The sequence below is a fragment of the Rubrivivax gelatinosus genome, assembly GCF_016583785.1.
In the GTDB taxonomy this organism is placed as follows: domain Bacteria; phylum Pseudomonadota; class Gammaproteobacteria; order Burkholderiales; family Burkholderiaceae_C; genus Rubrivivax; species Rubrivivax gelatinosus_B.
In genome coordinates this window covers 1-11,719 of the sequence record NZ_NRRU01000134.1, presented here as the reverse complement: position 1 = coordinate 11,719, position 11,719 = coordinate 1, and the positions used below count along the sequence as shown (strand labels likewise).

Annotated in this window: 15 protein-coding genes; 2 read left to right on the top strand and 13 right to left on the bottom strand. The window is 74.2% G+C overall.

Going from position 1 to position 11,719, the window contains the following annotated elements; translation table 11 throughout:
- Together CKO43_RS23115 and cbiE are read right to left on the bottom strand one after the other, a co-directional pair.
- Positions 1-295, bottom strand: a 295-nt coding sequence (locus CKO43_RS23115) for a cobalamin biosynthesis protein (protein ID WP_200380114.1), incomplete at its 3' end; no start/stop codon positions are given.
- Positions 292-1,473 (bottom strand): precorrin-6y C5,15-methyltransferase (decarboxylating) subunit CbiE, encoded by a 1,182-nt coding sequence (cbiE, locus tag CKO43_RS23110; protein WP_200380113.1) that lies wholly within the window; start codon positions 1,471-1,473, stop codon positions 292-294. The genes CKO43_RS23115 and cbiE, both read right to left, overlap by 4 nt.
- Here cbiE and CKO43_RS23105 point away from each other — a divergent pair.
- Positions 1,472-2,215 carry a cobalt-precorrin-6A reductase gene (locus CKO43_RS23105; RefSeq protein WP_200380112.1) on the top strand — a complete coding sequence of 248 codons (744 nt, stop codon included), beginning with the start codon at positions 1,472-1,474 and terminating at the stop codon, positions 2,213-2,215. The genes cbiE and CKO43_RS23105 overlap by 2 nt on opposite strands.
- Here CKO43_RS23105 and cobJ read toward each other — a convergent pair.
- The 8 genes from cobJ to CKO43_RS23065 form a co-directional block, all read right to left on the bottom strand.
- Positions 2,194-2,925 carry a precorrin-3B C(17)-methyltransferase gene (cobJ, locus tag CKO43_RS23100; protein WP_200228261.1) on the bottom strand — a complete coding sequence of 244 codons (732 nt, stop codon included), beginning with the start codon at positions 2,923-2,925 and terminating at the stop codon, positions 2,194-2,196. The genes CKO43_RS23105 and cobJ overlap by 22 nt on opposite strands.
- Positions 2,922-3,674: a precorrin-2 C(20)-methyltransferase gene (locus CKO43_RS23095; protein WP_200380111.1), complete on the bottom strand. Its 753-nt coding sequence runs from the start codon at positions 3,672-3,674 to the stop codon at positions 2,922-2,924. Before CKO43_RS23095 ends, cobJ begins: the two co-directional genes overlap by 4 nt.
- 4 nt (positions 3,675-3,678) lie before the next feature.
- Complete coding sequence (locus tag CKO43_RS23090; protein WP_200380110.1) at positions 3,679-4,308, bottom strand: precorrin-8X methylmutase; 630 nt, start codon at positions 4,306-4,308, stop codon at positions 3,679-3,681.
- 14 nt (positions 4,309-4,322) lie between these two features.
- A complete protein-coding gene (locus CKO43_RS23085; RefSeq protein ID WP_200380109.1) occupies positions 4,323-5,549 on the bottom strand; it encodes an NnrS family protein in 1,227 nt (408 codons plus the stop codon).
- A gap of 123 nt (positions 5,550-5,672) precedes the next feature.
- The gene (locus tag CKO43_RS23080; protein WP_200380108.1) at positions 5,673-6,848 is read right to left on the bottom strand and encodes a hypothetical protein; all 1,176 of its coding nucleotides are present in this window, start codon (positions 6,846-6,848) and stop codon (positions 5,673-5,675) included.
- Positions 6,849-6,852: 4 nt separating this feature from the next.
- Positions 6,853-7,203: a metal-sulfur cluster assembly factor gene (locus CKO43_RS23075; protein WP_200228266.1), complete on the bottom strand. Its 351-nt coding sequence runs from the start codon at positions 7,201-7,203 to the stop codon at positions 6,853-6,855.
- A 280-nt stretch (positions 7,204-7,483) separates the two neighbouring features.
- Positions 7,484-8,689, bottom strand: coding sequence for an MFS transporter (locus CKO43_RS23070; protein WP_200380107.1), 1,206 nt, complete (start codon positions 8,687-8,689; stop codon positions 7,484-7,486).
- Between the two features lie 62 nt (positions 8,690-8,751).
- The gene (locus tag CKO43_RS23065) at positions 8,752-9,255 is read right to left on the bottom strand and encodes a MarR family winged helix-turn-helix transcriptional regulator (RefSeq protein WP_200228268.1); all 504 of its coding nucleotides are present in this window, start codon (positions 9,253-9,255) and stop codon (positions 8,752-8,754) included.
- 203 nt (positions 9,256-9,458) lie between these two features.
- On the opposite strand from CKO43_RS23065, the gene CKO43_RS23060 reads away from it, so the two are divergent.
- On the top strand, positions 9,459-9,767 hold the full coding sequence (locus CKO43_RS23060; RefSeq protein ID WP_200228269.1) for a c-type cytochrome: 309 nt from the start codon (positions 9,459-9,461) through the stop codon (positions 9,765-9,767).
- A gap of 22 nt (positions 9,768-9,789) precedes the next feature.
- Here the strand turns inward: CKO43_RS23060 and map are convergent, their stop codons facing one another.
- The 3 genes from map to CKO43_RS23045 all read right to left on the bottom strand — a co-directional run.
- Positions 9,790-10,581, bottom strand: a complete 792-nt coding sequence (gene map, locus CKO43_RS23055) for a type I methionyl aminopeptidase (protein WP_200228275.1) — start codon at positions 10,579-10,581, stop codon at positions 9,790-9,792.
- Entirely contained in the window at positions 10,578-10,829 is a 252-nt protein-coding gene (locus CKO43_RS23050) for a ParD-like family protein (RefSeq protein ID WP_200228270.1), read from the bottom strand. Before CKO43_RS23050 ends, map begins: the two co-directional genes overlap by 4 nt.
- Before the next feature lie 47 nt (positions 10,830-10,876).
- Positions 10,877-11,719: enolase C-terminal domain-like protein (locus CKO43_RS23045; RefSeq protein ID WP_200380106.1), on the bottom strand; the 843-nt coding region annotated here is incomplete at its 5' end.

The following is an 11,719-nucleotide window of genomic DNA, read 5'->3' as shown; positions in this document are numbered from 1 at the left end:
CCGCCGCGCCGGGGCCGGCGCCGGCCAGCGCGGCGGCTTCGGCCAGGCTGCCGGCGCCGGTGAGCCGGCGCACGCGCGCCGACTCGGTGAGGGTGGGTTGCAGCGCCAGCAGGTCTTCGGGCAGCGCCAGCACCGGCAGGCCGGTCTCGGCGGCCAGCGCCTGAAAGGCCGGCGCGGCGGCCTTGCGCTCGCTGGTCGCCAGCGCGTCGGCGCCCTGCGCGCCGGCGGCGGCCAGCGCCGCGCGCAGCGACTCGACGTTGGCGCTGCTACGGAAGCCGAGGCCGGCGACTTTCATCGGGTGATGGTCCACTGCACTACCGGCCGTGCGGGTTGCCAACCGCGCATGCGGCCCAAAGGCGCGGCACGTGCCAGCTCGATGCGCAGCAGCTCCCCGCCGTGGCGCGCGTGCAGCGCCGCCAGCAGCGCCTCGGTCTCCAGCGTCACGCCGTTGGCGACCAGGCGCGCACCGGGCGCCAGGCGCGCCCAGATGGCGTCGATCACCGCTTCGTCCAGGCCGCCGCCGACGAAGACCGCGTCGGGCGCCGGCAGCGCTTCCAGCGCCTGCGGCGCGTGGCCTTCGACGACCGTCAGACGGTCCTGCAGGCCGAAGCGGCGCACGTTGGCTTCGATGTTGGCGACACGTTCGGCACGCGTCTCGACGGCCAGCGCACGACCGCCGGCGAGGCAGAACTCGATCGAGACCGAACCCGAGCCGGCGCCGACGTCCCAGAGCAGCTCGCCCGGGCGCGGCGCCAGCGCGGCCAGCGTCAGCGCACGCACCGGCGACTTGGTGATCTGGCCGTCGTGCGCGAACAGCGCCTCGGGCAGGCCGGCGCAGCGTGGCAGCGGGCGGCCGCCAGCGGCTTCCACGGCCAGCAACGCTGGCGAGACGGCGTCGTGCAGCGCGTAGGCCGCGGCGGTGGTCTCGCGCACCCGTTCGTTCGGGCCGCCCAGCGCTTCCATCAGCCAGACGCGGCTGGCGCCCCAGCCGTGTTCGGCCAGCCAGGCAGCCAATGCGGCACCGGCCGCGCCGTCACGCAGCAGGCACAGCGCGCGTGCGCCGTGCGCCAGCTGCGGCAGCAGGCGTTCGAAGGGCGCGGCGTGCAGGCCCAGGCAGGCCGTGTCTTCCAGCCGCCAGCCCAGGCGCGCCGCGGCCAGCGACACGCAGCCGGCCGCCGGATAGGCGCGCCATTCACCCGCCGCCAGCCGCGCCGTCAGCGTGCCGCCGGCGCCGTGCCAGAACGGGTCGCCCGAGGCCAGCACGGCGACCGGCCGGCCGCGCAAGGCCAGCACCGGCGTGACGTCGAAAGGCACCGGCCACTCGCGGCCACGCGCGCCGACGTCGGCCAGCGCGAGGTGGCGTGCGCCACCGAAGACAATCTCGGCCGCGCCGAGCGCCGCACGCGCGCTCGTACCGAGGCCGGCGAGGCCGTCCTCGCCGAGACCGATGATCGAGAGCCAGGGTTCAGACATGACACGCGTCCTCTTGTTGGGAGGCACCACCGAAGCCAGCCGCCTGGCCGCCGCGCTGGCGCGCGACGGCGTCGAGGCGGTGTTTTCCTACGCCGGCCGCACCGCGGCGCCGGTGGCGCAGCCGTTGCCGGTGCGCGTCGGCGGTTTCGGCGGCGCCGAAGGCCTGGAGGCCTGGCTGCGCGACCAGGGCATCAGCCACGTCGTCGACGCGACACACCCGTTCGCGGCCCAGATGAGCCGCAACGCGGTGGCCGCCTGCGCCGCCACCGGCACGCCGTTGATCGCGCTCGAGCGCCGCCCCTGGGCCGCCGGCCCGGGCGACGACTGGACGCACGTGGCCGACATCGAAGCCGCGGCCGCGGCCTTGCCCGACGCGCCCGAACGCGTCTTCCTCGCGATCGGCCGCCAGCACCTGGCGGCGTTCGCGGGCAAGCCCCAGCACCACTACCTGCTGCGCCTGGTCGACCCGCCCGAAGGCGCGCTGCCGCTGCCCGACGCCGAGGCCGTGATCTCGCGCGGGCCCTTCGGTTACGACGACGACCTGGAACTGCTGCGCTCGCGCCGCATCACGCGCCTCGTGACCAAGAACGCCGGCGGCGACGGTGCCCGCGCCAAACTCGACGCGGCGCGCACGCTGGGCCTGCCGGTGCTCGTCATCGACCGCCCGGCGCTGCCGCCACGCGAGAGCGTCGAGACCGTCGCCGAGGTGCTGGCCTGGCTTCATGCCGAACGCGGCGTGTAGACCCAGCGGCCGACGCGGCGTGTCGCCGAGTTGCCGACCAGCACGACGGTGCGCATGTCGGCCATCTCGGGCGTCGCTTCGGCCAGCGTGACGGTGACGAGCTGCTCCTCGGGCGTCGACACGGCGCGCGCGAAGGTGATCAGGCGCTCGCCGCCGCAGGTCTCGCGCAGCAGTTCGAGCACGCGCGCGAAGCCTTCGGGCCGGCTGCGCGAACGCGGGTTGTAGAAGGCACAAGCGAAGTCGGCCTGGGCCGCGGCGCGCAGCCGGGCTTCGATCAGCGCCCACGGCTTCAGGTTGTCCGACAGGTTGATGGCGCAGAAGTCGTGGCCCAGCGGCGCGCCGGCACGCGCGGCGGCGGCCAGCATCGCGGTGATGCCGGGCAGTACGCGGACGTCCAGCGCCTGGTGTTCGGGCGCGGCTTCCAGCGCCTCGAACAGCGCCGAGGCCATCGCGAACACGCCCGGGTCGCCCGAGGAGACGATGACGACGCGTGCGCCGGCTGCCGCCAGCTCCAGCGCGTGGCGCGCCCGTTCGACCTCGACGCGGTTGTCGCTGGCGTGCAGCCGCAGCCCGGGGCGCGCGGCGACACGCGCGACGTAGGGGATGTAGCCGACGATGTCGGTGGCCTCGGCCAGCGCGGCGCTGACTTCGGGCGTGACGAGTGCGTCCGAGCCTGGGCCCAGGCCGGCGACGGTGACCCAGCCGCTCATCGTGCAAGCTCCGCCCGAGCGGCCTCCGCCTGCACCACCGGGCGCCGCCCGTGGCCATGCACCAGCACGATCGCGAAGTACGGGCAGTCCTCGGGGTCGGCATCGGCCAGGCGCAGTACCCGCTCGCCGGGCATGGTGCCGCGTTCGACCAGCCAGGCAGCGTCCAGCCGGCCGGCGGTGGCCAGCGCGCGCCGCACCTTGGGCAGATTGCGGCCGGTCTTCATCACCACCAGCGCGTCGGCGGCGCGCATGCGCTCGACCAGTTCGGCCTCGGGCATCGTGCCCGGCAGCACCGTCATCACGTCGTCGCCCCAGGTGATGGGCTCGCCGGTGGCGTTCCAGCAGCCGGCCATGCCGGGGATGCCGGGGATGACCTCCAGCTCGACACGGCCGCGCAGGCGCACGTAGAGGTGCATGAACGAGCCGTAGAAGAACGGGTCGCCTTCGCACAGCACGACCACCTCGCCGGGCAGCGCCGCCAGGCGAGCCGCCCAGTCGTCGTAGAAGCCGGCGAGCGCGTCGTTGTACTCGTCGCCGTCGACCGGCAGTTCGGTCGTCACCGGGTACTCCATCGCCAGCTCGACGGCCTCGGGGTGCAGCAGCTCGGCGGCGATGCGCCGCGCCTGGCCCGGGCGGCCGGCCTTGCGGAAGTAGGCCACCTGGCGCGCGCTTCCGATGACGCGCGCGGCGCGCAGGCTGACGAGGTCGGGGTCGCCGGGGCCCAGCCCGGCGCAGATCACTTTGGCCACCGCGCTACTCCTTGCGGCTGGCCAGCGCGTTGATCGCCGCCACCGTGATCGCCGAGCCGCCGAGCCGTCCTTCGACCACCACCGCCGGCACCGGCGGCGCCTCGATCAGCGCGGCCTTGGATTCGGCCGCGCCGACGAAACCCACCGGGCAGCCGATGATCGCCGCCGGCCGCGGGCAGGCCGGGTCTTCCAGCATGTTGAGCAGATGGAACAGCGCCGTCGGCGCGTTGCCGATCGCGACCACCGCGCCAGCGAGCATCGGCCGCCACAGCTCCAGCGCCGCGGCCGAACGTGTGTTGCCCATCTTCGCGGCCAGCGCCGGCACTTCGGGCGCGTCCAGCGTGCAGACGATGCGGTTGTCGGCCGGCAGGCGGGCGCGCGTGATGCCTTCGCTGACCATGCGCGCGTCGCAGAGGATGGGCGCGCCGGCGGCCAGCGCGGCACGCGCCGCGGCCGCCATGCCGGGCGTGAAACGCACCTGGCGCTCCAGCCCCACCATGCCGGCGGCGTGGATCATGCGCACGACGACCGGCTCCTCGTCGGCGTCGAAACGCGCCAGGTCGGCTTCGGCGCGGATGGTGGCGAAGGAGCGGCGGTAGATCGCGGCGCCGTCGGTTTCGTAGACGTGGGGCATGGATAGGGACAGGTTCAGGCTTTGGCGCCGCTGAAGACGGGCCGCAGCACCGGGCCGACGATGGTCGGCACGAAGGCGGCGAGGAAGACGACCCAGCCGGCGCACCAGAGCTGCGCCGCCAGCGCCACCGGGTTGTCTAGCCAGCCGTAGAGGAACGGTGCGGCGGTGCGCAGCCAGGCGCCCAGCCAGACCAGCGCGTAGGCCGTGGGCAGCAGCCGGCCGGCGTCGAGCGCGCCGCCTTCGCCGCGACGCGCCGCCGCACGCGAGGCGACCGACAGCACCATGCCGGCCATCGCGCCCATCGTCAGCGCGTGCACCGCGTCGCGTTCGGGCCAGAAGCCCGGCGCCAGGCGCGAGACGCCGACGATGACCAGCCCGACGATCAGCGAGCAGAAGGTGGTGTGCATCATCACCAGCAGCTTGTTGCCGCCGACGGCGTGCGATCTCCAGCCCGAGAAGCGCCAGGCCTGCACCGCCGCGGCGACGATCAGCGCCCAGCCGCTGGCGGCTTCGGCGCCGGCCAGCGTCAGCCCGAGCGCCGCGTACAGCGTGACCAGGCCCAGGCGGTTGGCGACCCGGTTCTCGTGCGGCGGCGCCACGGCCGCCCCCGTCTGGCGCAGCCAGTTGGCGGTGAACGCCGGGATCATGCCGCCGGCGATGAACGCGACCTTCATCGCGAAGAACATCACCGCGGCGCGCTTGAGCGCCAAGACGTCCAGCGCCCAGGCCTCGTGCGCGGCGACGACCAGCAGCGCGTCGACGATGCCCAGCGCCAGGATCGCACCCGGGAAACCCAGCTTGTTCCAGACGCGCGCGGCGGCGATGTCGCGCAGCAGCCAGTACGTCACGCTGCCGAAGTACAGCGCGCCGGGCGCCAGCAGCAGCGCCAGCGGCAGGCTGCCGGCCTGCAGCATCACCAGGCGCGCGGCGCCCCAGAAGGCGACGAGCAGCATCAGCGGCCGGCCGGCGAGCATGGGCCGCGAGGTCCAGCTCGTCACCGCGGTCAGGAAGTAGGCCGCGACCGAGGCGCCGCCGAAGCCGAACACCATCTCGTGCACATGCCACAGCGTCGGCGTGCCGAGCGTGGGCATGCCCAGCCCGGGCCACCACCACCAGCCCCACTGCCACCAGAACAGCGCGGCCAGCGCCCACAGGCCCGCCATCAGGAACAGCGGCCGGTGCGGCGCCTGCCAGAGGTCGGACACGCGCGGCGGACGAGGAGAGACGGCAGGATCGGACATCGGCTGGGACTGCGGCCGCACGGCGTCGGCATCGGCGGCGCGGCAGCGCAGCGGTCCCGGCACCGCCGGCACGGGAGCCTGCGGCGCAAGGCCTCGGCGGGAGGAAGGATTCTACGGGCCGCTTCAGTGCCCGCCAGCCTCTTCGCGCCGGGCCCGCGCCGCCGCCAGCCGGGCCGCCAGTTCGGCCTCGGCCTGCTCGCGCCCCATGGGCGGCGCCAGCGGGGCACGCCGCGCGCTGCGCCGCGCCGCGACGATGGCGGCCACGACCACCAGCGCGAACAGCGCCACCGAGGCCGCGTTCAGCGCCGCGCCCAGCGCCTTCAGCGCCGCGTCCTCGACGCCGCCGAAGAGCCGCAGCACCAGCGACGCGTGCAGCGCCGCCACCGGCAGGTACAAGCGCGCGCCGAAGCGCAACTTCACCTTGGCCACCGCCGGCAGGATCACCGGCGCGTGCCCCATCACCATGCTGAAGACGAACCCCAGCCCGAGCGCGTGCAGCGCCATGTCGCGCCCCGGCCAGCCCAGCGCCGTGCCCATCCACGCCAGCCCGCCGACGGCGAGCCAGACGTAGCCGGCCAGCAGACACAGCGCCATGTAGCGCGGCAGGCCCTTGGCGCGCACCGTGCGCCGGGCGACGTCGAAGAGTGCGAACCAGATGCCCAGCGCCAGCAGCGCCAGCCCGAAGAGCACGCCGCCGGCCGCTGCCTGCCACGGCGACAGCGCCGCACCGGCCAGCAGCGCGGCGACGATGCCCAGCAGCACCGGCTCGGCCGCCGGTTTCTGCGGCGCGAAACGGGTCATCTCCAGCCGCTCGGCGCCCACCGTCAGCACCAGGAAGGCGAACCACCAGGCGGGTGCGTCGGCGCCGCGGCCGGCGGCAAAGAGTGCGTTGCCGAACAGCCAGCACAGCGCGGCGACGGCCAGCAGCCGCGTGTGCGTCATCGCCTGGCGCTTGAGCAGCGCCGCGTGCACCGCGACGAAGACCGCCGCGCCGGCCAGCGACAGCCAGGCCGCGGTGCCGGTGGCCCCGGCCAGCAGCGCCAGCGCCCCCGCGCCCGACAGCGCCGGCGCCGCGAAAGCCCAGCGCTGGCGCAGCGCCACCGCACGTTCGATCGCGATCACGCTGCCGAAAAAACCCGAGAGCATCAGCGCTGCGTGGAACACCGCTGCTCGGCCGAAAAGCCCGGCATCGACGTTGAGCAGCCCGGTGCCAACCCCGGCGCGCAGCAGCCCGCCGGCGGTCGCGGTGGCGAGCACCGTGACGACCAGCAGCGCGACCAGCGGGCGTGTCGGGTTCATCGCCTCACCAGCCCATGAACTTCCGGGCGTCGGCGCTCATGCGCTCCGGCGTCCACTCGGGTTCCCAGGTCAGCTCCAGGTCGACGGCCCAGCCGGCCGGCAGCAGCTGCATCAGCTCGGTCTCGACGTCGTCGGCGATCGAGCCGGCCAGCGGGCAGGCGGCCGAGGTCGTGGTCAGCAGCACCGAGGCGACGCGGTCCTGCAGATGCACGCGGTAGACCAGGCCGACGTCGACGATGGACAGCGCGATCTCGGGGTCGACGACCCGCGCGAGCGCCTCGAACACCGGCTCGCGCCACTCGGGCGGGCCTTCGTAGCGGATGCGGGCGGAGGCCACGGCACGGCGGTCGTTCATGCGCCGGCCTGCGTGCCACCAGCCTTCATCCGCACTGGCGGGGTCCCGGCGCACGAAGGCGTAGCCGGGCGGTGCGGCGTCTTGCGCAGTGCAGTCATGCGAGGGCTGTCCGGTGGTTGATCTGTGGCACGCCATTGTGCGAACGGGACAGCGCCAGAGTCCTTGAAGCAGTTTAAGGAGGCCGGCGCGAACGCTGCGGCGCGTCGTCGGGGCATGCGCACGCCGTCCGCACGCCTGGGCATGGGCACGCCCGGCCGGCAGGCACAACGCTGGAACAGGATCACGCGGTCCGAGGCCCGCTCGCACCGGGGCTGTCGCGGCCGCTGACGGCGTAGACCGTTGCCGCGCCCAGCAGCGCCGCCAGCAGCCAGAGCGTCGTGGCCAGCGGCCAGTGCGCGGTGGCCTGCGCCAGCCAGGGGCCGACGCTGGCGCCGACGAACAGCACGAAGGTGTAGAGCGCCACCGCCAGGCCCCGGGCTGGCGCGTCCGCCAGGCCTGCTACGCGGGCGATCAGGCTGGGCACGCTGAGGCCCAGCCCGGCGGCGAACAGCACGCTGGCCGCCAGCAGTCCCAGAGGATGCGCGCTGCCCGCCGCGGCGCAGGCTGCCATCCCCGCGCTCGCCAGCCCCAGGCCCAGTGCCACCAGGCGCCGCGCGCCGACCTTCGGCATCACGACGGCGGCGGCCAGCGGCATCAGGAAACCCGGCAGCGCCACGGCGCGTGCTGCCAGCGGCGTGATGCCCAGCGCCTGCAATGCGCTGCCGGCCTGCGCGTCCAGCGCCAGGTAGAAGGCCACGAAGCACATCAGCAGCAGCAGCGCCGGCGCATAGACACGCCGCAGGCGGGCGTCCGCCAGCAGCGTGCCCAGCGGCCGGTAGATGGCCAGCCAGCGGTCCGGGCGCGCCGCCGGAAGCGGGTCGGCCGGCGTCAGCGCCAGCGCGCCCGCGGTCGCGGCATACACCAGCGCCAGCGGCAGCATCGCCACGCCCAGGCCCCAGCGCCCGGCGACCGCGCCGCCGTAGATCTGGCCCAGCAGGCCGGCACACAGGAAGGCCGTGCTCAGCCAGGCCAGCGCCCAGCTGCGCTGCCGGGCGCTGCCGCGCTCGGCCAGGTAGGCGATGACGACCGGCGGGAAGGCCGCGGCTGCGAAACCCTGCAGCGCACGCCCGGCCATCAGCAGCGGCGCGGCACGGCTCCAGGCGACGGCGGCGGTCAGCAAGGCCAGCGCGCACAGCCCCCAGACCATCACGCGCCGCCGGCCCAGGCGGTCGGACAGCGGCCCGAACACCAGGAAACCGGCCGCGTAGGCCAGGCCGAAGGCGCCGGCCGCGCCGGCGGCGACGCCGGGCGCCACGTCCAGTTCGCGGGCCAGCTGCGGCAGGATCGGCAGCGGCACGTAGAGCTGCGAGACCACGGCCAGCGCGCACAGGGTCAGCAGCAGGCGCAGCGAGGTCGAGGGCGGGTGCAAGCAGGATGTTGGGTTCATGGCTGAAAGACAGGCAGCTACATAGTTGGTATTGAAAAGCGGCGGACCTTGCCGCCGCCCGCTCAGGACGAGGCGAGACCTGCGGTGCGCAGCTTCTGCATCAGCCCGACGAGCACCCGGCGCTCCTCGGTGCTGAACTGCCGCATCAGCTCGGCCACCCAGGCGTAGTGCGCGGGCAGGGCCTGGCCCAGCAGCGCGTCGCCCTCGGGCGTCAGGCGGATCAGCCAGGCGCGACGGTCCTGCGGGTCGGCCTCGCGCCGGCACAGCCTGGCGGCTTCCATGCGGTCGACGATGCGGGTCATGGTCTGCGAGGTCACCGTCACGCCCTGCGCCAGCGCGCCGACGCTCAGGCCGGCGGGGTTGCGCTTGAGCAGCAGCAGCACGAAGAACTGCGACTGCGACAGGCCAGCGTGCCGGGCCAGGTTGGCCTCGAAGGCCGCCAGCATCTCGCCCGTGGCCGAGGCCCAGGCCAGCCAGGCGTGCAGCCCGTCGACATCCGGGTTGCCATAGGCGGCGCCAAAGGCGGCGAGCGTGTCGTAGCTGGGAAGGTCCTTGAGTTCGAACATCGGCGCTCTCCTTGGCTGAAATGTAGTTGGCTACATAAACCGTCGTCAAGCGCCAGCGCTGGGCTTGCGAAGCCAGATCTGTCCCTCAGCCGGCCTGCTCTTGATCAAAGCCAAGTGGCCAGAGTTGGATACGATAAGCGTTCGCATTCGCATCGAGCCCGGCGGCGCAAGCGTCGCCCCGGGCCGCAAAAGGAACTGTCGAGATGATCAAACCCCTGCTGGCCGCGCTCGGCCTCGCCCTCGTGTCCGCCTCCGCGCTGGCTGCGCCCGAAGACATCCTCAAGAAGTCCGGCTGCCTGATGTGCCACCAGGTCGACAAGAAGGTCGTCGGCCCGTCCTACAAGGAAGTCGCGGCCAAGTACAAGGGCAAGAAGGTCGAGGCCCAGCTCTTCGACAAGGTGCGCAAGGGTGGCGGTGGCGTCTGGGGCCCGGTGCCGATGATTCCGCACACGCCGCAGCAGATCTCCGACGCCGACCTCAAGACCGTGATCGCCTGGGTGCTCAAGCAGTGAGACCCGGCGCGGCGCGCGCCGCTCAGACCGGCGCGTAGTCGCCGGTGCCGTCGGGCCAGGGCGTCAGCACCTCGTAGCCGTCGGCGGTGACGGCCACCATGTGCTCCCACTGCGCCGACAGCGAACGGTCGCGCGTGACGACCGTCCAGCCGTCGGCCAGTTCGCGGATCTCGGCGCCGCCGGCGTTGAGCATGGGCTCGATCGTGAAGATCATGCCCGGCTGCAGCCGCAGCCCCTGGCCGCGCTGGCCGAAGTGCAGCACGTGCGGGTCGCCGTGGTAGACGGTGCCGATGCCGTGGCCGCCGTATTCGCGCACCACCGTGAAACCTTCGCGCCGCGCCACGCTCTGGATCGCGTGGCCGACGTCGCCCAGCGCCGCGCCCGGGCCCACCTGGCGGATGCCGGCGCACATCGCCTCGTAGGTGGTGTCGACCAGGCGCCGCGCCAGCGGCGAGACCTCGCCGACGCAGTACATGCGGCTGCTGTCGCCGTACCAGCCGTCGTGGATCACGGCGACGTCGATGTTGACGATGTCGCCCGCCTTCAGCAGCACGCGCGCCGACGGGATGCCGTGGCAGACGACCTCGTTCACCGAGGCGCAGATCGTCTTCGGGAAGCCGTGGTAGCCGACGTTGGCCGGCACCGCACGCAGCTCGCCGACGATGTAGTCGTGGCACAGCCGGTCCAGCGCCTCGGTGCTGACACCTTCGCGCACGTGCGGCGCGATCATCTGCAGCACCGCCGCCGCCATGCGGCCGGCGGTGCGCGCCTGGTCGGTCTCGGCCGCCGTGCGCAGCGGCACACGCGCCTTCATTGCACGCATGCCGTGGCCCCCGTCGTGTCCAGCGGCGCTGCCGCCAGCTTGGCGATGTCCAGCCCGCCGGCCAGTTCGGCACGCACCAGCAGCCGGCAGATCTCGGCGTGGCCGAGTTCGGGGTGCAGCTCGGCGAGCATGCCGATGCGCATCCAGTGTTCGGCCTGGGCGTTGATCGAACGCGACAGGGCGTTGGACGCGATGCGCAGGTTCTCGTGCATCGGGTCGGAGATTTTGACGATTCCCATGCGGCGATGATATACGAAACGTATACGAACCGTATGGTGTCCGCGCCTCAGCCGGTTTCGGGCAGCAGCCCCGGTGCCGCGGGCGGCGCCAGCACCGGCCCGGCCGGCCAGGCACGCAGCAGCCCGGCGTGCGGCGCCAGCCCGCAGGCCAGCGGCGGCGCCGGCAGCGCCTGCGCCAGCGCGCAGGCGGCGGCGAAACCCGGGTCGCCGTCGAAGCAGTGGGTGACGATCAGCCCGAGGCCCGCCGCGTGTGCGGCTTCGGCCAGTGCCAGGCAGCGCACCAGCCCGAGCAGCGCGGGTTTGAGCACCAGCGCCGCCGGGCGCCGGCCGGGCGGCAGCGCCAGCAGCGCCGCGGCCAGCACCGGGTCGGCCAGCGACTCGTCGGCCGCCCAGGGCAGGGCCAGCGCCGGCAGCGCCAGCAGCGCGTCGCCGGCCACCGGCTCCTCGACGAGCTCGACGCCCCAGAGCGCCAGCGCCGCCAGCCGAGACTGCGCTTCGGCGGGCGCGAGCGCGCCGTTGGCGTCCAGCCGCAGCCGGGCGCCGGGTGCGGCGGCGTGCACCGCGGCCAGCAGCCGGTCTTCGTCGGCCGCGCTGCGGCCGGCGACGGCGATCTTCAGCTTCAGCACGCGGTGGCCGCGTGCCACGGCCTCGGCGGCTGCGGCCGGGGCGCGTGCATCCTCGGGCAGCAGCACGCTGACGGCCACCGGCTGCAGCGCCCGGCCGCCGGCCAGCCAGGCCGCGGCGCTGCAGCCGGCGTGGCGCGATGCGGCGTCGAGCAGCGCGCATTCGAGTGCGAAGCGTGCGCTCGGTGCCGGCGCCAGCAGCGCCGCCACCGGCTGCAGTGCCGCGCCTAGCCGCTCGGCCGGGCGGCCCGCGGCCGGCAGCAGCAG

Coding starts and splice junctions, on each gene's coding strand:
- CKO43_RS23105 (WP_200380112.1), top strand. CDS start 1,472: ATGACACGCGTCCTCTTGTTGGGAGGCACCACCGAAGCCAGCCGCCTG.
- cbiE (WP_200380113.1), bottom strand. CDS start 1,473: ATGTCTGAACCCTGGCTCTCGATCATCGGTCTCGGCGAGGACGGCCTC.
- cobJ (WP_200228261.1), bottom strand. CDS start 2,925: ATGAGCGGCTGGGTCACCGTCGCCGGCCTGGGCCCAGGCTCGGACGCA.
- CKO43_RS23090 (WP_200380110.1), bottom strand. CDS start 4,308: ATGCCCCACGTCTACGAAACCGACGGCGCCGCGATCTACCGCCGCTCC.
- CKO43_RS23085 (WP_200380109.1), bottom strand. CDS start 5,549: ATGTCCGATCCTGCCGTCTCTCCTCGTCCGCCGCGCGTGTCCGACCTC.
- CKO43_RS23080 (WP_200380108.1), bottom strand. CDS start 6,848: ATGAACCCGACACGCCCGCTGGTCGCGCTGCTGGTCGTCACGGTGCTC.
- CKO43_RS23075 (WP_200228266.1), bottom strand. CDS start 7,203: ATGAACGACCGCCGTGCCGTGGCCTCCGCCCGCATCCGCTACGAAGGC.
- CKO43_RS23070 (WP_200380107.1), bottom strand. CDS start 8,689: ATGAACCCAACATCCTGCTTGCACCCGCCCTCGACCTCGCTGCGCCTG.
- CKO43_RS23065 (WP_200228268.1), bottom strand. CDS start 9,255: ATGTTCGAACTCAAGGACCTTCCCAGCTACGACACGCTCGCCGCCTTT.
- CKO43_RS23060 (WP_200228269.1), top strand. CDS start 9,459: ATGATCAAACCCCTGCTGGCCGCGCTCGGCCTCGCCCTCGTGTCCGCC.
- map (WP_200228275.1), bottom strand. CDS start 10,581: ATGAAGGCGCGTGTGCCGCTGCGCACGGCGGCCGAGACCGACCAGGCG.
- CKO43_RS23050 (WP_200228270.1), bottom strand. CDS start 10,829: ATGGGAATCGTCAAAATCTCCGACCCGATGCACGAGAACCTGCGCATC.